Genomic DNA, 21,183 nt, shown 5'->3' with positions numbered 1-21,183 from the left:
TAATCTCCCCCATGTCCTAATGTGTTGGTTACGCGTGCTTCACATATGTCTGAACAATGTCCTGCCATTCGGTAGACACTCTAACGATATCTTCCTCAATCAACTGGCTTCCGATCTGTACTTCGATGATCTCCAGTTCCGTAACGGCTCTGACGGAATGAAGCATGCTCCGGTCAATGACCACCGTATCTCCCTGCCCGATCATTCGGCTCTGCCCATCCAGAATCAATTCGCCTGTTCCCGATACAACCGTCCACACCTCATTGCGAAGCAAATGGTATTGATAACTCAGATTTTTCCCGGCACTGATGCAGATTCGTTTGGTAAGAACCTCACCACCAGCTTCGTTTCTGGTGTAATCCAGAACCCGGTAGCAACCCCACCTACGCTCCTCATACATGGGACGTTGATCCTCGTTCTTCAAGATTTCCTTGATGCGTGGACTTGCCTCTTTGTCACTGACCAGAATGCCATCCGGACTTACGGCCACCACCACATTCGACAAGCCCAATATGGCAACCGGAATGTTCAGTTCATTGACCAGATGTGTGTTCAGGGAATCGCCTGTAATCCACCCTTTTCCTACCACCGAAGTTCCCATCTCTTCCGTGAGTGTGTTCCATGTGCCTAGATCTTTCCAAAATCCGTTATACGGAATAGCGATAATCTGATTCGCCTTCTCGACAACCTGGTAATCAAAGCTGATCTTGTTCAATCTTCCGTATTGCTTCAGCATCTCGTCGTACTGGATCGGCAGTTCCATCTCAATCAGCAGATTGATCAAATAACCCAGCTTAAAAGCAAAAACCCCGCAATTCCATAATGCGGCCTGCTCCATCATAAGGACCGCATCGGATTCGCAGGGTTTCTCCTGGAACTTCGCTACATTGACGTATTCATCGTTATTTTCACTGGAAGATCGGGATTGCGGAATGATGTATCCGTACTTCTCTGACGGATAGGTCGGCACAACTCCCATTAAGGCCAGATCGGCACCTGACTTATCGAGTATCTCCGGCAAGGTTGCCAGCACTTCGAAGAATTCTTTTTCAACAAAAGGATCCACCGGCAACACTGCAATCGTCTCATTCAAACTCACACTCTCTACGGAATAAAGATAGGAGGCTGCCAGCGCAATTGCAGGAAACGTATCTCTCCGTTCTGGCTCCACGACCAGTCTCACATCATCTCCCAACTGAGAAGTCAGAATCTCGACCTGTGGCAAACTAGTTGCGATCAGCGCCTGTGATGCAAGTCCGGCATGATTCAACTGTCGCCATACCCGCTGTACCATGGATTCCGGACTCCCCCCCGGCCCATGGAGCACTTTAAGAAACTGCTTGGATCTGGAATCATTGGATAACGGCCAGAGTCGCTTGCCAGAACCACCGGATAACAGAATACTTCTCATAGGGCTGCACCATCTGACAGTACGACCGAACTCGCTCCCTTGCCGGTCTCGGTCTGCTTGGTATATGTGCTGGTCTGATTGGATTCGAGTCTGCCTGCTGGGTTGCTCTTGGTCCAGGCTGCATAATAATTCGAGTTCTTGCCATATGAATTATCCAGCAGGATATTCGGTTGATCCAGGAGACAGGCCAGAATGTGTCCATGCAGACGGGATGTCGTAATGGTTTGGTACTTATTGAATTCCTTAATGGCCGTATGTACCATCCGATCAGAGTATTTGTACCACAACCAGCGGGCGAAAGAGCTGCCTTTCCCTGACTTCAACCGGGATGTAATCATGCGAATGATTTTCCGGTCAACCCGGTTGTACAATGTCTCCCAGTCTTTAAACGTGGCTTTAGGTCCACTGACGGATTCGTAATGCACCTGATTCTGAGTCTTCTCAATGTCTTTACGGAAGAAATACAACATCTCTGCATTGGGCTTGCTCTTGGACTTCAGAGGCCACAATTGATGCGCCATATCGGGAGACAGATAAACATTTGTTTGTTGAAATTCTTTACTGGCTATCTCATAAGATAAGGTATCCCGGACAAAAAAGTGCACATCCTTATGACGATTGAATACTTGGGCTGTTTTTTTCAATTCAATATCACTTTTGTAAAACATCGTCTGAGGCAGAATGACAATCCGATGATTCGGATGCTGGGCAATCATTCGTTCTCTCAATTTCTGATGAGCAGGGTACAGGTCACCAAAGTTACCTCCCCCATGCAACACAATTGTGATACCTTCCGGTACCTTGAGAGACAAAGGGCAATCCAGAATGCTGTATCTGGCACGTACTTGAATATCATTGTCCCGGAAGAAAGCCTCAGTCCCTTTCATAATCAACAAGTCGCCACCATTGCTATGCACCGGGTAATCCAAATAATAGATTTCGGTACGCGGTGGAATGACCTTCAAAATCTGACGTAAATGTCCCTTCAACTCTTCCATTGGATGAATATTGTTAGTGCCCAGCATCTCCATCTCCTCCTTGGGTGACTCTTCTTCTTTTTTTGTTTAACCGTTCATAGAGAAACGGCAGATCTTCCTTGTCATAGAACATGGCGGCGAACTTCACCTTGAATACAATCTTCATCGCGGCCACAGTGACTACCATTCGTACAATGGACCCGATCAATAAAGCAATCGCAATTCCGTTGAGCCCCCATAGCGGGGTGAACACGAAGAACAAGGCCACCGTCACCGAGAGTGCAATGAGCTGTCTGATCATCACAAGCCCTGGTCGTCCAAGCGCATTAAATGCGGATGCCAGAATCCATGAACCACCACCAATGATGCATTCCACAGCCAAAATATAAAATGCGACGCTCGCTTCCAGGAATTCGGAGCCAAACAGAAGACCCATCAGGTAGTTCCCCACAAACATGGTAGGAATTACGATGATCATCATGACCATGAGCGAGATGCGGAAGGCTCTGCCAACCGTTCGAATAATCTGCTCTTGAGGCAATCCGGTCACTTTTGGGAAAACCACATTGCTAATCGCCGTCTGAACGGCATTATAGATTCGGGATAAGGCAAATACGACGGAATACAGTCCAAAATCACGCGGGGTGAGCAAAGCCAAAATAATGATTTTATCGAATTGGGTATACAGCGTTCCTAACAATTCAACGCCATACACCCTGCTGCCATAACCAAAAAGCTTCTTGGCTGAGCTCCGGTCCACCCGATCCTTGAACCATCTCAGTCTCAATTCATTACGGTTGGCATAGATGGCCCACGCCACCACGGAGAAGCTGGTTACAAAATAGATCGCAGCCGCGAGCTGAATGCTCAGCATGCCCAGGCCCCATAACACAAAAAGCCCACCTACATTAAACAGGGGGATCATCAACCGGATGCCATTATATACAGCAAATTTCTCCCGACTCTGCGAGAGGGCTGATATGAGATTGATGACAATAAGTACAGGAACCGTAGCAATCGTATACCATCTGGAGATCTGCACGACCTCCGGCGGAAAGCTGGAGAGCCAGAAAGGTAATCCAAACCAGGCCACAACACCAATGATGATGCACACTGGAACTTGAAAAAGAAAACTTAATCGAACATACTGTGCACTCTTCTCGGTTGCACTCTGTTTGATGTTATAGATGATAGACGTGGGTAGTCCGAATCCGACCAATCCGGTTAAGAGCGCAGGCCAGAACAGGATGGCTGAGAATGCGCCCTTTCCCTCTACGCCGAACATGCGTGACGTCAAAATGGAAGACAGCATCGTCAGTGTCATGACCAGCAGATTGGTTCCACTTGTCTGAAATATGGCACTCATTAAGCCATTTCCTCTGAATACTTTGCGAAGTGCAACTTGCGCCATAGCGATCCTCATCCCTTACTGTTTTGACGAAGCGACCCAACAATCATGCCGTTTCGGTAACATACTTTGGCAAGCTGACGTGTGAACCGATCTGCATTATAGATGTAGATCAGAGAAGTTGTTATCCCCTGTGCCAGCTTGATGCCATGTTTGGCCGTACGCACAACACCACGATCCTGATCACGAATGGCATCACTCACACCCTGCCAATAGATTCGGCGCAGAAACCAGTTCTTCGTCGTTCGCTCTTTGGCTACTTTATGTTGTACTGCCCCATACGGCGTGTAATATACCTTGAACTTTGTCCGTATTCTTGCAATTAACTCACTCTCTTCACTGGAGAGAAGATTGTTGCCCACTCTTCCAAGGTCTTCACGGAAGGGAGCCAGTTGTTCAAAGACGGATAACCGAAAAGCCACATTCGCACCAAATGGAATATAGGGGCTTTTCATTTCAGTGACTTCATCTGCAAAATCCAGAATGGTGAACAGCGACCTATTCTCGGGTGGAATCCACATCGGTTCTGGTACTTCCCAGATCGGATCAATCTTGCCACCGACACATCCGATATCTTCACTCATCTCAAACACACTAACGATCTGGCGAATCCAATCCCTGCAAGCAAAGGCATCATCGTCAAGAAACAGGATATACTCGCCGCGCGCCTCGTGAATGGCCCGGTTACGGGCTACAGACAAGCCTTGCTTTTCTTCCAACACATACCGGATCGAATGGGTCTCATGCTGCAAGATCGTTTGAAGCACGATTTCCCGTGTGTTATCTTTCGAATTATTATCAATCAGTATGATCTCATAGTCGCTGCTTGCGTAATTCTGTTGTATTGCACTTCGTATCGCCTCTACCACATCATGTGCACGGTTATACGTACAGATCGCGACGGTTACCTTCATCATTTCATCCCCATATTGTTCAATTAGGTCCACCCTCTCATCTGCACTAACTGGAGTACAGGGTAAGTGTCCTTTGGGCAATCACTGGCCAATCCAGCCGCTCTAACGCTTTGACAAAACCACTGCCTTCCTGAAACTCCGATTGTTTTAAACGGATCATATTCATCGCTTTAAGCAATCCATCCGGATCCGAAGGTTCATAGAGTACCGCACAATCATCGGGCAGGTATTCCTCCAACAAGCCAATCCGTGGTGCCACCACCGGTTTACAGAAGGTCAAAGCCAGAATTGCACTACCAGAAGTTGCAATTTGCTTGTATGGCAGAATGATGGAATCGACCGCATCAAAATAGTCCGAATATTCATCATCTTCAATAAAATGAAAATGGGTATGAATATGACCGCTCTCGAGGAATTCTTCACCGAGATCGTAGTCCTTCACTTTTTTACCGGCAATCAACAAATGGGCCTGGTCCGAATCCAGTTCCTTGAATGCCTCCAGCAAATCATCCACGCCCTTGTAGGGTGACACCTGACCGAAGAACGCGTACACATAACTATCCTCCGGGATGCCAAACCGGGAGCGAATATTCACGCCTTTTCCCTGATACACGCCCTTGTAATGTCCATGCGGAATAACCTCGATCCGGCTGGGATCAATCCCGAACGTCGAACAGATCTCAGAGATCAGGGGTTTGCCCATGACAATCAGCTTGGAGCAGTTTCGGACCAGTATTTTTCTCATCCAATAATCGAAACGCGTCTTACCGCTGTTGTGAGGCCAGATATTGTGCACCGTCCAAAACAACTTGACACCGCGCAACCGCGCAAAACAAATCATCAATACATATAGAATGGATTTGATCACGGTTGACAGCACGGATGAACCTCTGTAATAGAAGCTGGGCCAATGAAAATGCAGCACATCATTTTTTCTCAGTTTGATTAGATCTTTTTTGGTAAACTGTTTTACTTCCCATCCCTTGTTCTCAATGGAATCGGATAACAGCTCATTAAATTTATTGTTCTCAATCATCTTAGGCAGCATATACACCGTCGGATTTTCCATCCAGACACCTCTTACTTTAGTTTCATTCGCACAGGTTCCTCTCTATACGTTCCAACTGCGCGCCTTGCATGAAATCTCATCAGAAAACCTTGCATCATAATTTTGGTATTACGCTTGAGCAGCACCCAATCCTTCCACCAGGGATACAGCGACAGTGCTTTTTTCAAATAAACGTTATTGCGCAGAGTATTTCTCGACCATTCGAGCATTCGATAATGATGTAATTGGCGGCGTTTCTGTTCCTTGGACATATCGTTGTAGTATTTCAAAATAATTTTGCGTTGGCCTTTGTACTTGGCCGTTGTGGAGGTTGAAATGCGCGGCCCGCTATGGATATTGATATCCACGAGCGGTTCTTTCACATTCACGGCAATGTAGCCTCGTTTCAATATGCGCAGATAAAAATCATAGTCCTGAGCGGATGTCAGATTCTCATCAAATCGAACTTCACGGGCAAGCGAGGTAAGTACCATGATTTTGGACGTTTCCCCGATCCAGTTGAATGTAAGCAGATCCTCATACCGCACAATATCACGAGGCTCCACCGACAATTTCCGTTTGACCACCTGATGCTGCTCATTCGTGTATGCGAGATACTTGCTGCAAAAGGTAAACGATTCCTGCGTACGCTCCAGCACTTCCGCCTGGGTTTTAATTTTGTCGGCCATCCATTCATCATCATCATCCAGGAAGGCAATGTACTTGCCATTGGCTTGGGATATCCCCACATTCCGTGCATGATTGGCTCCTTTGGGATATGGAACCCGAATGTACCGAATCCGTGAATCATCCCGGGCCCAAGCCTGACAGATCTCTGGCGTCTGGTCTTCTGATCCATCATCCACAATGAAAATCTCCAGATACGGATGTGTTTGCTCTCGTACACTTCTCAACGCATTTTTCAATAACTCGGCCCGGTTATGGGTCGTAATGATGCAAGATACCAAGGGGTTCATTTCATCACCTTTTCCTGTTCACTAGGATACCTTCACTTGAAGTGCATCATATATTCCTGACAGCCTGCCTACGAGAAGATTCATATCGAACCTATCCGATATAATCGCTCTGTTATATGAACCCATTCTTGCTCTAATCTCTTCATCCGTAATGAGATATTCCAGTGCTGATGTTAGCCCGTGCACATCTCCCGGCTCGATTAACAGCCCATTATGACCGGATGTAATCACTTCGGGGATGCCTCCGACGTTGGTCGATATAATGGGCAAGCCACAATTCATTGCTTCAAGTATGGCCATAGGTAATCCCTCATGATAAGAAGGCAGGACCAGCAGATCCGCTTCCCGCATCAGCTTTTCCTTTTGCTCTCCGTTAATCCAGCCGAGTACGTTGACACGCTCTTCAATTCCATACTGCTGTACAAGCGCTTTGACCTCTTCGACTTCGCCATCCCCCGCCAGATTGAAGGTAGCTGTAACGCCCAGCGCCTTTAATTGCTGAATAGACTGAAGCAGATCATAGACGCCTTTTCGCTCACCCAGTCTTCCCATGAAGAGAGCATTAACTGCCGCCTTCTGCTCCTTCGCAAAGGGCTCTTTCACAAAGACTCCGTTATAGAGCACCTCAATAGCTGTCTCCGGAACAATCGTGACAAAGTATTCTTTCCACGTCTGGGATAAGACAATCAATTTATCGGCTTGATTCAAAATGTAGTGACAATACTTGCGCTGCAGGGCGAATCGATTGTAGAAATCATCAAAGCTGGCCGCATGAATATGCAGAATGACTGACTTTCGAAACAATTTTCTTGCGGTTAGCAGGAATAGTGACTTCCGATAAAAGCTCCCGTTGTTCGCCATATGAATATGAACAATATCCGGCTTGAACGTGTACAGCTTCATCCAGAATTGAATGAATCCCCGTATAAAAATAAGCAGCCGTGAGAACACGCTGCCCGTGATATACGTTTCCACCCGCTGCATGGCATACATATCAGAGATGGAAGAATCCTCAATGTTTTTGATTACACTCACAATTCCACCCATATCCTTCAAGGATGATCCAACAACCAATACTTTTGGTTTCATGATAGACTCCTTTTTTCATGGTTAATCTTCAGAATACTTACAGACTATTCACGTAATTTTTGATGGACGAGATCAGATCAGACTGTTTTCTCACATAAGGCTGGAACGTCTGCTGCTCTATGCAAGGAACCAGTTTTTGTAATTCAGCCTGACTCTCTGCAACGGCAACATAGCCGTTCTCCTGAAAAACCTTAGAAATCTCAAGTTGATGATCATCAACATGTTCACCCCACTCTTTCCGGCGCGGAATGACGATCACCGGCTTGCCGCGTTCGAGACAATTCGTGATGGAGCCAACACCCGCATGAGTGATAATACATCTGCTGCGCTGCACATATCCATTCATCTCTTCCTGCGTCAGGAAAGGAATTGCAGTGAAGTTTCGCGGCTGATACTCCGTATATCCCGACTGGGCAATAACTTCCTCTTCAATAATTCCAGCCTCAATCGCCTCATCAATAAGCTCGAACATGCGATTGAAGGGAAAGCGCTGGGTTCCAACAATAGCAAATATCAAAATAAAGCCCCCCTGTATTTTGCATTGGGATAGCTATCCTGCAACGTTTCCCACTGGATAAAGAACTCATCCGAGATTTTGTACATCAATCTCCCGGTTGCGCTGGAGGAATAGATTTTGGCATAACTTTCGATATAAATCAGCTTGGCACCGAAGATTTTACCGATGAGGCAAAATGGATATGTGGCCCCTGCCCCTGTCGTAATGATGACCTTTGGACGCTCGCGCAGATATAAAAAGAATGATTTGATAATGTTAGCCATAAAAATCAGCAGAAACATCGCATTCTTACGCTCTTGCTGCATTAAGAAGTATATTTTGCCCTGAGATGAATCTACTTTTCTGCTTTTGTTCTTCTCGGTAATCAGGAAATAATCATGTTCTTCAACCGCAGGTATAATCTTGGTCAATTCATCAAAATGACCGCCTGTAGAACTGATCAAACAGACCTTCATGTTCTAATCTCCTTTGAAAAGGATGCGTCCTTGGCTCGCTGTACCTGTATATCCACTTCTGCTTCAGCCCCTGAGTTGGAGTGTACTCCTTTTCCCGTAGCATATAATGCGTTCAGGAAGATACAGAATGGAGCAATCAGATGAACGGTGGACAGGGTATTGTCAAAAAAGGAATAGGTCAGGAAACCGATAATCATACCGGCAAAATACAACCGGATCATGCCGCTCAATCGGAAGAATACGGCACGGAATACCAGAAGCAACGATAGAAACAACAGGATGGCTCCAACTAACCCGCCATCGTAATAAAAACGAATGTATTCATTATGCGGAACGACGAAGCCAGAAAAGATACTTCCATCATTAGCCACGAGCGTTGAGCCGAGCCCACGTCCAAATATCGGATACTCATTCGCTTTGCCAATGAAATAGTTCCAGGCTACATCCCTTCCCGACAAGCCTTTGCTCTCTGATCTCATCTCATAGTTGTCCCACTGCGCAATCACCATATAGGCGACGGCCACAACGAATAGAATGAGAGGAATAATGGCACTGACTCTGCCTTTGATGAAGGCTTTCAGTTGATCAAAAAGATAGACCAGAATAATTGGAATGAGTGCAATAAGTGGTCCCCTTGTTCCTGTCTGGACCAGAATAACCAGATGTGTCAAGGTAAGCATGTAATACAGTACAACCTGATGGCCTTGCTTGATCTGGATCAGACAGACGCAGATCGAGATAAAACACAACATGGCCAGATGCGCGGCGATATTAGCTCCCTGTAACCGGGTTACGCCCGACATCTCCAGGTTCGTAATGGACAATATGCCGGCGAGTTGTAGAATATAACCACCAGCGAGACTGAACAGTGGCAACCATGCGAGTACACGTATAATTCGTTGACTGATCTCTCTTGAAAAATGGGGCATCAGCAACAAAAAAGGAACAATGACTCCTAGAAAGGCCTTGAATGGATCCAGCGGATTAACCTTACTGGGCAGATCCGATAGAAAATAACTCTCCACAAATAAAAAAACAATTGCGAGTGCAGGATATATCAGATCTTTTCGAATACCAAATCGTAAAAAAAGAGAAATGACAAAACCCAGAATCGCCAGCTTGTAGAAGGACAGCGAATCCAGTCCTGCCAGATGAATGCTAAATATCTTATCAATGGACAATGAGAAACTTACAATAAGAATCATAAAAATCCAGCTGGGCTGTTTAATATAAACGCCCAGCAGAATCACAGCTACAAGTGCAACAACTGAAACTAGCGGAAGATAGATTGCTGCGAAGACGATTATTAGTGAAAACAAAATGATGTTAAACGACTTCATATTTAATGCAGCAAGTATACCGGTTTTTTGCATATCTGCTATGCCACCTCAAAGCCAGAATCGTGTTTCAAAACGCATCCTTCGAACCTACCAGCACCTTGAACGTTCTGAAGATAATTTTGATATCCACCATCATGCTGCGTTCACGGGCATACGTCAGATCCAGCTCTACCATTTCTTCAAACCCAACACTATTGCGACCGCTGACTTGCCATAATCCCGTACATCCCGGGATCATCTGCAGGCGTTGTCTGTCATAGGAAGTGTAGTTCTTCACTTCTCTGGGCAGAGCTGGTCTGGGTCCAACGAGACTCATCTCACCTCTGAACACGTTCCACAACTGGGGCAGCTCATCCAGACTGGTCTTCCGAATGAACTTGCCAATGCGGGTAATGCGGGGGTCGTTTTTCATTTTGAACATATTCCCGTTCACTTCATTCTGATCAATCAGTTGTTCCAGCAAATCTTCAGCATTCGCAACCATGGACCTGAATTTGTACATATGAAACTCTTTCCCATTCTGTCCAACCCGTACCTGACGAAAAAAAACAGACCCCTGAGGGGCCTCGATTTTGATTAGTATTCCGATGACCGCAAACAAGGGGCACAAAATGATCAAACCTATGAAAGAACCCAGCAAATCGAGCATTCTTTTCATAAATAGATACACTTTATCCGCATTTTGTCCTGACATCGTTGATGCATTGTACCCCAGACTTGGGTCCATAACAATCTCCGCTTCCTTCGTTTGGGGAGATGGACTCATTCAAACTCCCCCCCGGCTGCATATTCTACCGACTCTTTTTCCAAAATATGTTGCAGTGCTTGCAGCATTGGAATTCTAAGCTCCTGTTTTTGCAGAGCGAAGTCGATGGTTGTCAGAATGAATCCCAGTTTCTCTCCCACGTCATAACGTACTCCCTCGAAATCGTAAGCATACACTCCTTGTGTCTCATTTAAACGCTGAATCGCATCTGTTAATTGAATCTCTCCCCCTTGACCAATCTCTTGTTGTTCCAGATGTTCGAAAATCTCTGGACTCAGTACGTATCTCCCCATAATCGCCAGGTTGGAAGGCGCTGTGCCTTGGGCAGGTTTCTCTACGAACCTGAGAACCTCTGTCAAACGGCCATCCGATTGAAGCGGGTCCACAATACCGTATCTGTCTGTTTGTTCAGCAAGTACGGTTTGTACGCCAACAATGGAATGTTGAACCTGATCATATTGATCAATCAATTGTTTGGTGCATGGCACTTCCGATACGACGATATCATCTCCGAGCAACACGGCAAAAGGTTCGTCACCGATAAAGTTACGTGCACACCAGACAGCATGACCAAGTCCTTTGGCCTCTTTTTGTCTTATGTAGTGGATATCCACGTTAGAGGATTTGCGAACCTCTTCAAGCAGGCCCAGCTTCCCTTTTTCCAGCAAGTTATGTTCCAGTTCAAAAGCGTTGTCGAAATGATCTTCAATCGCGCGCTTCCCTTTACCTGTTACGATGATAATGTCTTCAATTCCAGAGGCAATGGCTTCCTCAACGATATACTGTATAGTTGGTTTGTCCACAATAGGGAGCATTTCTTTGGGCATCGCTTTCGTGGCTGGCAAAAAACGTGTACCCAGTCCAGCTGCAGGAATGATTGCTTTTCTCACTTTTTTCATAAATACCACCCTATCCTCTTTTTTTTTAGTTTAAAAGTTGAACCAGGGCATCTAACCCGTCCTCACGTCATACCTTCGACGATTAACGTCTAAGGTTCACTGAACCCACAGCATGACCGAGTGCCTACAGTGATAAAGGTGCAGTAGACATTACCTGTTTACTTGGAGCAACGGACAGAACTTTATTTCTCTCCGTAACCCACCGGAACTGCAACGTTTTTGATATTGTTCAGGATTGCGCCCAGGATTCGTGCATTCACATGCTCCAGAGCAGCCTTGGTCTTCTTCACCAATTCCTTCTTGACCTTGCCTGAGTTCACGACCAGCAGCACACCATCACACAGCGAACTCACAATGAGCGCATCCGTTACTGCGAGCACCGGTGGTGTGTCAAACATGATGACATCATATTGATCCTCTAACTTCTCCATCAGCCTCTTCATCCGGTTGGAACCGATCATCTCGGAAGGGTTTGGCGGAATTGGGCCGGAAGTGAATAACTGAAGATTATCGATATAGCTCTCTCTGAGCACTTCTTCCACACCGTACTGATTGGACAGCACACTGCTAAGCCCGATATGATTGGGTACGGAAAACACCTGGTGCAAAGAAGGGTTACGCAGATCGGCATCAATCAGCAGAACCTTTTTGCCTTCCTGAGCATAGGTGACCGCCAGGTTGCTAATGGTGGTGGTCTTGCCTTCACCGGCTTCGGCTGAAGCAACCATGATTTTTTTGATATGACTGTCGATTGAGGAAAACTGAATATTGGTCCGCAATTTACGGTACCCCTCCGAGATTTGAGATTTGGAGTTAAAATAGGTCACCAGACTGTTATTATCATTGGTTAGCCGTGACATATTTGCCATCCCCCACTTTCTGTTGAGATACGTAATTTTTCGTATTTTTCAGATCATCTTTTTTCATCTTGGATATCACCGTAAGCACAGGCAGGCCCAGTTCTTTTTCAAGTTCAGTCTCGGATTTGAATGTGTCATCCAGATAATCCATCAGGAATACAAGTGCAATCGCGAGCACAAAACCTGCGAACAGACTGACAATGATGCTTAATGTGGTTTTCATATTAATTGGAGATGCGTTACTATCCACTTTGGCTTCGCTGAGGATAGCGACATTATCGATTTTCATGATTAGGGGGATTTGAGATTGGAACACGTTGGAGATGGCATTGACCGTTTTTGCGGCTTTTTCGTAGGAAGTCCCCTGTACAGTTATGCTCATCACTTGGGATTCGCTGGCTGTAGAGACGGAGGTGCTATTCATGAGCTGTGCTGAGGTTAAGCCAAGGTCTGGATACGTGGAAGCCACTTTATCCATAATGGCTGAAGATTTAATAATTTCTCTGTAGGAGTTAATGAGTTTGATATTGGTTTGAATCATGCTGAAGTCCATCATCGCCTGGCCTTGAACATTGGAGGTCTGGTTCACGATAAGCTTGGAACTCGCCTCATAGATCGGTTGGGTGAAGAAAATACTTTTGACCCCTGCACCCACACCCGCTACCAGAGCAATTGCAACAATCAACCACAGTTTCTTTTGTAAGAGTCGAAAATATCCTTTCAGTTCCACTTTCATTCCTCCTATACGTTGTGATCTATCCTATGTAACTACCAGATGGACAGTAGCCATTTGCGAGGTTTCCAGCGTTCTGTGACAAGACACGAATTCGATAGGATGTGCGACGCATTCTCTGCAAGCCTCTTAACGGCCTCAGCTCCAAAACGACGCTCAATCACCCGCTCCCCTTCACTTATGGCAAATGTCCTTTTGCACGTATCATGTGCATCTGATGAAATGAAATGAAACCCGTTTTCTTTACAAAAATGAAAACACCACTGCCGAACTTTCCGTCCGAAAAGCCCAGTGAAAGATTGAGCCGTAAGCTGACATAGCCCGCCTTGACTCAAATAATCCGCCAACAACTTTGGCTTCTTCAAAATGATACGATTGCGTTCCGGATGAGCAATGATAGGGGTAATTCCCGCTATTCGTAATTCATGCAGTATCCTGGGGAACTGTGAGGGAATATGACCAAAGGGCAGTTCCAGCAACATGTAACGACTTCCGGCGAGTGTGCAGCACTTTCCTGCATATAAGTCTCCAATCAGGTTGTCATGCACCCTGATCTCCTGTCCGGGACGGATCTCCAGGCGAATGTTACGTTTGTGAAGTTCTGCATGTAGCAGGTTCACGGCCTGATTAACCACCATCGGTTCATTGTTGTATTGCCCGTTCAGGTGATGCGGAGTAGCAATAATGGAGGTGATTCCAGAGGCTGCCGCCTTCTCAGCCATCGCAACGGACTGCTCCATTCGAACAGGACCATCATCCAGACCGGATAATATGTGGCAGTGCATTTCAACCATATCCAAACTTCCTGAAATAGTATGAGCCCCCTCGCCCCTTTATTCATTGCGCAAATGCTTTTGGTGTTAAAGAACTAATGCATAACGCTATGAAATATAGTAAAATGGCGTTAAGTACATGTTTTGTTCAGAATTTGTTAAGAATCGACTTGGAATTATATGGTGAAATCAATGTAATGATAGGTTTTCTGCAGATCCTTCTGCTCTGTTGCCTTTTCATACTGAGAACGGGAAACCGTGGGAAACTGAACTTCAGTAAGCATTGTGTTTAACTGTCCAGTTATATATAGTTTCTGTTCGTGCTGAATATGCAAATTTGAATGATACATTGTGAGCTCTCCGAAGGGCTGTTTCCATTGCAACCTTGCGTGAAGTCTTACACATACATGATGATCTTCAACATCCAAACCTATGAGCATTTCTGATGATACTGGCAAGTTCAGGTCGCTCAGGAAGGTGATTGCTTGAGTGTCCATTCCAAGTAACAGAACAGGGCGTCTTTTGTGGTCTACCATTTTCTTATGAAACTCCTGAATGTACATATGGACATTTAATTTCATATCAGCCCATTCCTGAATTATTGATTGCATGGTTTCATTCCTTTAGAATGGATTAGCCTACATGGACTGCCTCTACTTCCTTCTCACAGGTATATGGTCCAGGCAACAAGGAGATACTTAAAATATCCCAAATGATACATTTTGTAACTCCATACGTCCAATTTACGATACAAAACGTATCATGTCAAGCGGTATTTGGACATGGTTCTTTTGATTTACGACAATTTGAGATGTCCTTAGACAGACCTATTTACAAATGGAAATGGGTTAAAGGAAACTTATGAGGAGTTACTCTTTTGCAGGAAAGCTGCCCTGATCAAAAACTTGGCTCAGGATTGTTTCTATATATATTTGATGTCGTTCAGGGGGAAATAGCTTATGAGCTACGGAAATCGCATTGCTGAATTACGGGAACAGCGGGGACTTACTCAAGAAGAACTTGCGAGCTCCATTCATATTACCAGAGCTGCTCTCTCCCACTACGAGAAGAACCGACGTAAACCGGACTTCGAAGTGTTAACGAGACTTGCTGACATCTTTGATGTGTCTATTGATTATCTTATAGGACGTACGAAGCAAAGCGATGTCGTGATGGATGAGGACGTACGTGAATTCGTTGATACCTTGGAGTTATCGGACAAAGAAGTGTTAGAACGCTTCGATCTGATGATTGATGGGAAGTCCTTAACGGAAGAAGAGGCACGTCGTTTTATTGCGTTTGTCCGCATGGAACGCAGCATGGACTAAACCCGAAAAGAGGACCCAGTTCCCAAGAGATGCTATCTCTGGCTTCTGGGCTTTTTTTGTGTCCTAATTCCCTCCATTCCATGGTTATCTATTGTGTCAAGGACGCTTGTTGTTGACGGAGGATATGAAATGGTTCCAACGCTCCGGGTCGATTCCGCATTGCAGTAAAACTTTCATGATGTCCATCTGGGTTGCTTCGACTTGTTTCCCTGTCGGCCTACGATCGTCCCTGTTTGGATGCTTCATATTCATTCCGATAACCTCTCTTATCTATATACTTTCCCTGCCCTCCAAAACTAGCCTTATTATACTTGAGAACGTTCCGTGATGTTGTCGTCTCATGACGATAACGTTTTTTGAAGGGGTTCTAATTTTGTCGAAAGCCAAATAGGAGCTATATGGTGCCAAAATGGCAACCATATAGCTCCTATTATTCTTAATACAACCTGTTCATGCACGTTCACCTTTGAACAAGGAGTTAACCCCCAGCACGTGCAAGTTCACGCATATTTGCTTCAAACGCTGCAAGCAGTGCTGCTTCTCCAGTCAAGCCCGTCGCCTGAACCCGTTCAATCTGCTCCGTCATACGCTTGAAGTCCTTCGGAATAACCCGAACGAACTGGTTCACCGCATCTTGCCAGTTATCCAGAACGCGCTGACCGACAGCACTTCCTGTATTGGCAACATGACGTTGAATCATGCCTCGCAGATCTGCACTTTCGGCAACATCTTCGATACGCTCCAAAAGAACCATTTCCAGATTACAACGTTGCAAGAATGTGCCTTCCGGATCATACACATAGGCAATACCTCCGGACATCCCTGCTGCAAAGTTACGACCTGTATCGCCGAGTACAACGACACGTCCACCCGTCATATACTCACAACCATGGTCGCCTACCCCTTCAACGACTACTTTGGCACCGGAGTTACGTACAGCAAATCGCTCACCCGCAATACCACGGATATACGCTTCACCGCTTGTTGCACCGTAGAGAGCCGTGTTACCGATAATGATGTTATCTTCAGCCTCAAACGTTGCTTTCGGAGAAGGCATCACGATCAGTTTACCTCCGGACAATCCTTTACCCACGTAGTCATTGGAATCCCCTTCAACGGTCAAGGTCATGCCTTTAGGTACAAAGGCCCCAAAGCTTTGTCCGGCAGAGCCGACAAATTTGAATTTAACCGTATCTTCAGGCAATCCTGCGAGTCCATATTTACGTGTGATCTCACTACCCAGAATGGTACCTACGGCACGGTTAACGTTCGTAATTGGAAGCACCGCTTCAACCGGTTGACCGGATTCAATAGCAGACTGTGCCAGTGGCAACAATTGCTGCATATCCAGCGTTTCTTCCAATTGGTGGTTCTGATGCTGTGTACGGTAACGCGCAGAGCCTTCCGGCATTTCAGGCACGTGCAGCAATACAGACAGATCCACACCTTTTTTCTTCCAGTGATCTACGGCTTCTACCGTTTCGAGGCAATCTGTACGTCCGACCATCTCCTGAATGGTACGGAAACCAAGATCAGCCATGATCTCACGCACATCTTCAGCAACAAATCGCATGAAGTTAACCACATGAGCCGGATCACCCATATAATTTTTACGCAACTCCGGATTCTGTGTTGCTACACCCACCGGACAGGTATCCATTTGACAGACACGCATCATGATACAGCCAAGTGCAACGAGTGGTGCGGTAGAGAAACCATACTCTTCAGCTCCAAGCAAAGCTGCAATCGCCAAGTCACGGCCGTTAAGCATTTTGCCATCTGTTTCGAGTACGACGCGATCACGCAGATTGTTCAGCATCAACGTTTGATGTGTCTCTGCAAGACCCAGTTCCCACGGCATACCCGCATGTCGGATCGAACCTTGCGGAGATGCACCTGTACCACCGTCATAACCGCTGACGAGGATAATATCGGCACGTCCTTTGGCTACACCTGCCGCAATCGTACCCACGCCCACTTCCGATACGAGCTTCACGTTGATCTCAGCACGCGGATTGGCATTTTTCAAGTCATAGATCAGCTCTGCCAGATCCTCGATCGAGTAGATATCGTGATGCGGCGGTGGCGAGATCAGACCTACACCCGGTGTTGAACCACGGACTTCAGCAACCCAAGGATACACTTTGCGTCCTGGCAGTTGTCCGCCTTCACCCGGTTTTGCTCCCTGTGCCATTTTGATCTGAATTTCGTCGGCATTAACCAAGTAGTTGGAAGTAACACCGAAACGTCCGGATGCGACCTGTTTAATAGCACTGCGACGGGAATCCCCGTTGCTATCTTTAATGAAGCGAGCCGGATCTTCTCCACCTTCACCGGTATTGGACTTACCTCCAACACGGTTCATTGCAATGGCAAGATCTTCATGCGCCTCTTTACTAATTGAACCGAAGGACATTGCACCCGTTTTGAAACGACGCATGATATCTTCTACGGATTCAACTTCTTCAAGTGGAATGGAAGCTCCAACCGGTTTCAGTTTCAGCATGGAGCGAATGGTCAACAGCTGATCATTCTCACCTTGCACAAGTTTGGAATATTTTTTATACAGCTTGTAATCTCCGGTACGAACTGCGTGTTGCAACGTATGAATGGTTTGCGGATTGAACAGATGCTCTTCTCCGTCGTTACGCCATTGATAATCGCCACCGGAATCCAATACTTTATCGTTACCGTCTTTATCCGTAAAGGCACGGTTGTGATGTGTCAGCGCTTCGGCTGCCACTTCTTCCAACCCAATTCCACCGATCCGGGAAGGTGTCCAGGTAAAGTAACGGTCAACGAAGTCTGATTTCAGACCCACCGCTTCAAAGATTTGAGCGCCACGATACGATTGAATCGTAGAAATCCCCATTTTGGACAACACTTTCGTAACGCCTTTGGTAGCTGCTTTAATGTAGTTTTTCACTGCTTTCTCATGCGAAATGCCACGAAGCAATCCTTGCTGAATCATGTCATCCAGCGTTTCAAAGGCCAGATAAGGGTTCACAGCACTCACACCGTAACCCAGCAGTAATGCGTAGTGGTGAATATCACGCGGCTCTGCTGATTCAAGCAAAATGCTGACTTTTGTTCTGGTTCCCTGACGAATCAGATGGTGATGCAGACCTGCTACAGCAAGCAATGCAGGAATGGCCGCATTCTCTGCGTCCACACCGCGGTCAGACAGGATCAGAATGTTATGACCTTTATCGATGACACGGTCCGCAGCTTCGAAGAGCAGATCCATTGCTTTGCGCAGTCCTTCTGCTCCTTCCGCAGCGGTGAAGAAAATCGGAATCGTCATGGAGCGGAAGCCTGGGCGACGCACATGGCGAATCTTTGCAAAGTCTTCATTGGACAATACCGGTGTATCCAGACGGATCTGGCGACAGCTCTCCGGTTCAGGGTTCAATAAGTTGCGCTCAGGACCAATGGTTGTTGCCGTAGACGTTACAATCTCTTCACGGATTGCATCGATTGGCGGGTTGGTTACCTGGGCGAACATCTGTTTAAAGTAGTTGTACAGACGCTGCGGACGATCCGACAGCACAGCCAGTGGTGCATCATAGCCCATCGAACCGGTAGCTTCCATACCTGTTGTCGCCATTGGCTCCAGGATTTTGCGAAGCTCTTCAAATGTATATCCATATGCCAGCTGAAGCTGGGTCACGTTATCATGTTTTGGATCAGGAAGTTCCGGTGCTTCCGGCAGCTCGCTCAGATCCATCAAATGCTCATCAAGCCAATCCTGATACGGATTCTCGGCTGCAATGATCGCTTTTACTTCTTCATCTGAGATGATGCGGCCTTCTTGTGTATCCACAAGCAACATCCGACCTGGACGCAGACGATCTTTGTACAGGATCTCTTCAGGCGCAATATCAAGCACCCCAACTTCTGAGGACAGGATAATGCGGTCATCCTTGGTTACATAATAACGAGCTGGACGCAAACCGTTACGGTCAAGTGTGGCACCAATCTGTAAACCATCTGTGAAGGCCATTGCTGCTGGTCCATCCCAAGGCTCCATCATTGTGCTGTGATATTCATAAAATGCCTTTTTGGCAGGGTCCATGCCCTCATCTGTGCTCCAAGGTTCAGGAACCATCATCATGGCCACGTGTGGCAGTGAACGACCACTGAGATAGAGGAACTCCAGTGTGTTATCGAACATCGCTGTATCGGAACCATCCGGGTTAATGACCGGTTTCACTTTGGCGATGTCGTCACCGAACAATTCACTCTCGAACAAGGACTGCCGTGCATGCATCCAGTTCACGTTACCACGCATCGTATTGATCTCACCGTTGTGGATCATGAAGCGATACGGGTGGGCACGTTCCCAGCTCGGGAAGGTGTTCGTACTGAAACGGGAATGCACGAGTGCAATCGCAGATTCCACGAGATCATGCTGTAGATCCAGATAGAATTCTCCCACCTGTTCCGTTGTGAGCATGCCTTTATAAACAATTTTGCGACAAGACAAGCTTGGCAGGTAGAATGAACCACCTTCTGCTTCATCTGCCGAATATCGAATAGCCAACTCAGCGCGTCTGCGAATAACATACAGTTTACGTTCGAATCCAAGCTCATCCTTCACATCTGCGGATCTTCCAATGAACACCTGACGTACATAAGGTTTCGCTGCAAGTGCAGAACGGCCAAGCATTTCATCAAAAGTAGGAACATCCCGGAAACCCAGGAACGTCTGTCCTTCTTCTTCAATAATCTTCTTGAGGCTCTCTTCGTGCGCACTACGGATGGCAGGGTCTTGGGACATGAACAACATTCCCACGCCATAGAATCCCTGTTCAGGTAATGCAAAACCAAGACGTTCCGCTTCCTGTGCAAAATAACGATGTGGAATCTGAATCAGGATACCTGCTCCGTCACCGGAATTCGGCTCACTTCCCTGTCCTCCACGGTGCTCCATGTTACTGAGCATGGTTAGTGCCTGACTAACGATATCGTGTGAAGGTACTCCTTTGATGTTGGCAACAAAACCCATTCCGCATGCATCTTTTTCGAACTGCGGGTCATATAGACCCTGTTTTGGAGGTAATCCGATGTGTCTCATGGAACGCAACCTTTCTATAATGAAGTATTTCGGAAAGATCAAGAACATAGGCAACAGGCAACAATGAAACGGGAGGAGCTGGCCTTTCGCTTGCGATAGAGCCTGCTAGATAGAAGAGGTGACAGCATGAGACTGTCAAAAATAAGCCTGCTATTGGGCAGAAGCCATTGAATGAGATGGGCTGATCCGGACGATCCGGCAAACAGCATCATGTATAAATCAACACGCAGCCGCTGGCACGGCTACTGAAATGGAGCGACGTTTTTTTGATATAGTTCTATTATTTTAACACCGACCTAACATCAGCGCAATTTAAACTTTTTAATACCTCTGATAAGAAATGTTTTGCAGTACAGCTTTACAGTAGTGACGTTTAAATTCATCTCTTTTTCGAATAATTATACACTTTTTAAGCCAGAGTACAACTGAATTAAATTGCTGACAGAAGAAAATCGTTCCATGTACCGCCTGCGTTTATCCATAATTCAACCAAATTTCCACTGCGTAAGCCAGCGAATCTTTACTTCTTTATGCATTTGTATACAAAATAGCCTGTAACCCCTTTTTGGGGTCACAGGCTATTTGCACTATTTGACTACTATATTGCATAA

The 21,183-nt window shown here is 46.2% G+C and carries 19 protein-coding genes; 1 reads left to right on the top strand and 18 read right to left on the bottom strand.

Features of this window, described 5'->3' with window-relative positions; all coding sequences use genetic code 11:
• Positions 1-28: 28 nt before the first annotated feature.
• The 16 genes from MKX40_RS06420 to MKX40_RS06345 form a co-directional block, all read right to left on the bottom strand.
• The gene (locus tag MKX40_RS06420; RefSeq protein WP_339240284.1) at positions 29-1,411 is read right to left on the bottom strand and encodes a sugar phosphate nucleotidyltransferase; all 1,383 of its coding nucleotides are present in this window, start codon (positions 1,409-1,411) and stop codon (positions 29-31) included.
• The gene (locus MKX40_RS06415) at positions 1,408-2,436 is read right to left on the bottom strand and encodes a polysaccharide pyruvyl transferase family protein (protein ID WP_339240282.1); all 1,029 of its coding nucleotides are present in this window, start codon (positions 2,434-2,436) and stop codon (positions 1,408-1,410) included. Before MKX40_RS06415 ends, MKX40_RS06420 begins: the two co-directional genes overlap by 4 nt.
• Positions 2,423-3,799, bottom strand: coding sequence for an oligosaccharide flippase family protein (locus MKX40_RS06410; protein ID WP_339240280.1), 1,377 nt, complete (start codon positions 3,797-3,799; stop codon positions 2,423-2,425). Before MKX40_RS06410 ends, MKX40_RS06415 begins: the two co-directional genes overlap by 14 nt.
• 8 nt (positions 3,800-3,807) lie before the next feature.
• Positions 3,808-4,713 (bottom strand): glycosyltransferase, encoded by a 906-nt coding sequence (locus MKX40_RS06405; protein WP_339240279.1) that lies wholly within the window; start codon positions 4,711-4,713, stop codon positions 3,808-3,810.
• Between the two features lie 43 nt (positions 4,714-4,756).
• The gene (locus MKX40_RS06400; protein WP_339240277.1) at positions 4,757-5,779 is read right to left on the bottom strand and encodes a glycosyltransferase; all 1,023 of its coding nucleotides are present in this window, start codon (positions 5,777-5,779) and stop codon (positions 4,757-4,759) included.
• Positions 5,780-5,790: 11 nt separating this feature from the next.
• The gene (locus MKX40_RS06395) at positions 5,791-6,735 is read right to left on the bottom strand and encodes a glycosyltransferase family 2 protein (protein WP_339240275.1); all 945 of its coding nucleotides are present in this window, start codon (positions 6,733-6,735) and stop codon (positions 5,791-5,793) included.
• 21 nt (positions 6,736-6,756) lie between these two features.
• Positions 6,757-7,824 carry a glycosyltransferase family 4 protein gene (locus MKX40_RS06390; protein ID WP_339240273.1) on the bottom strand — a complete coding sequence of 356 codons (1,068 nt, stop codon included), beginning with the start codon at positions 7,822-7,824 and terminating at the stop codon, positions 6,757-6,759.
• Positions 7,825-7,861: 37 nt separating this feature from the next.
• A complete protein-coding gene (gene pssE / locus MKX40_RS06385; RefSeq protein ID WP_339240271.1) occupies positions 7,862-8,341 on the bottom strand; it encodes a PssE/Cps14G family polysaccharide biosynthesis glycosyltransferase in 480 nt (159 codons plus the stop codon).
• Positions 8,338-8,796: a PssD/Cps14F family polysaccharide biosynthesis glycosyltransferase gene (gene pssD / locus MKX40_RS06380; protein ID WP_339240270.1), complete on the bottom strand. Its 459-nt coding sequence runs from the start codon at positions 8,794-8,796 to the stop codon at positions 8,338-8,340. The genes pssE and pssD overlap by 4 nt, the downstream gene beginning before the upstream one ends.
• On the bottom strand, positions 8,793-10,169 hold the full coding sequence (locus tag MKX40_RS06375) for an O-antigen ligase family protein (protein ID WP_339240269.1): 1,377 nt from the start codon (positions 10,167-10,169) through the stop codon (positions 8,793-8,795). Before MKX40_RS06375 ends, pssD begins: the two co-directional genes overlap by 4 nt.
• A 34-nt stretch (positions 10,170-10,203) precedes the next feature.
• The gene (locus tag MKX40_RS06370; RefSeq protein WP_253442423.1) at positions 10,204-10,863 is read right to left on the bottom strand and encodes a sugar transferase; all 660 of its coding nucleotides are present in this window, start codon (positions 10,861-10,863) and stop codon (positions 10,204-10,206) included.
• A gap of 35 nt (positions 10,864-10,898) precedes the next feature.
• Positions 10,899-11,801, bottom strand: a complete 903-nt coding sequence (gene galU, locus MKX40_RS06365; protein WP_253431548.1) for a UTP--glucose-1-phosphate uridylyltransferase GalU — start codon at positions 11,799-11,801, stop codon at positions 10,899-10,901.
• 182 nt (positions 11,802-11,983) lie between these two features.
• A complete protein-coding gene (locus tag MKX40_RS06360; RefSeq protein WP_339240268.1) occupies positions 11,984-12,661 on the bottom strand; it encodes a CpsD/CapB family tyrosine-protein kinase in 678 nt (225 codons plus the stop codon).
• Positions 12,642-13,397 (bottom strand): Wzz/FepE/Etk N-terminal domain-containing protein, encoded by a 756-nt coding sequence (locus MKX40_RS06355; protein ID WP_339240267.1) that lies wholly within the window; start codon positions 13,395-13,397, stop codon positions 12,642-12,644. Before MKX40_RS06355 ends, MKX40_RS06360 begins: the two co-directional genes overlap by 20 nt.
• A gap of 32 nt (positions 13,398-13,429) precedes the next feature.
• Positions 13,430-14,188, bottom strand: a complete 759-nt coding sequence (locus tag MKX40_RS06350) for a CpsB/CapC family capsule biosynthesis tyrosine phosphatase (protein ID WP_339240266.1) — start codon at positions 14,186-14,188, stop codon at positions 13,430-13,432.
• A 155-nt stretch (positions 14,189-14,343) separates the two neighbouring features.
• Positions 14,344-14,778 carry a hypothetical protein gene (locus MKX40_RS06345; RefSeq protein ID WP_339240265.1) on the bottom strand — a complete coding sequence of 145 codons (435 nt, stop codon included), beginning with the start codon at positions 14,776-14,778 and terminating at the stop codon, positions 14,344-14,346.
• A 348-nt stretch (positions 14,779-15,126) separates the two neighbouring features.
• Between MKX40_RS06345 and MKX40_RS06340 the strand changes: the two genes are divergently transcribed.
• Positions 15,127-15,495 (top strand): helix-turn-helix domain-containing protein, encoded by a 369-nt coding sequence (locus MKX40_RS06340; RefSeq protein WP_047841965.1) that lies wholly within the window; start codon positions 15,127-15,129, stop codon positions 15,493-15,495.
• A 96-nt stretch (positions 15,496-15,591) separates the two neighbouring features.
• Here MKX40_RS06340 and MKX40_RS06335 read toward each other — a convergent pair whose 3' ends face one another.
• Both MKX40_RS06335 and gltB read right to left on the bottom strand, forming a co-directional pair.
• Positions 15,592-15,747 carry a hypothetical protein gene (locus MKX40_RS06335; protein WP_215078381.1) on the bottom strand — a complete coding sequence of 52 codons (156 nt, stop codon included), beginning with the start codon at positions 15,745-15,747 and terminating at the stop codon, positions 15,592-15,594.
• Between the two features lie 226 nt (positions 15,748-15,973).
• Complete coding sequence (gene gltB, locus MKX40_RS06330; RefSeq protein ID WP_339240263.1) at positions 15,974-20,572, bottom strand: glutamate synthase large subunit; 4,599 nt, start codon at positions 20,570-20,572, stop codon at positions 15,974-15,976.
• Positions 20,573-21,183 lie beyond the last annotated feature (611 nt).

This window comes from Paenibacillus sp. FSL R5-0517 (assembly GCF_037974355.1).
Classification (GTDB): Bacteria; Bacillota; Bacilli; order Paenibacillales; family Paenibacillaceae; genus Paenibacillus.
Note: the sequence above shows the minus strand (reverse complement) of the source record. Positions and strands in the feature narration are given on the sequence as shown.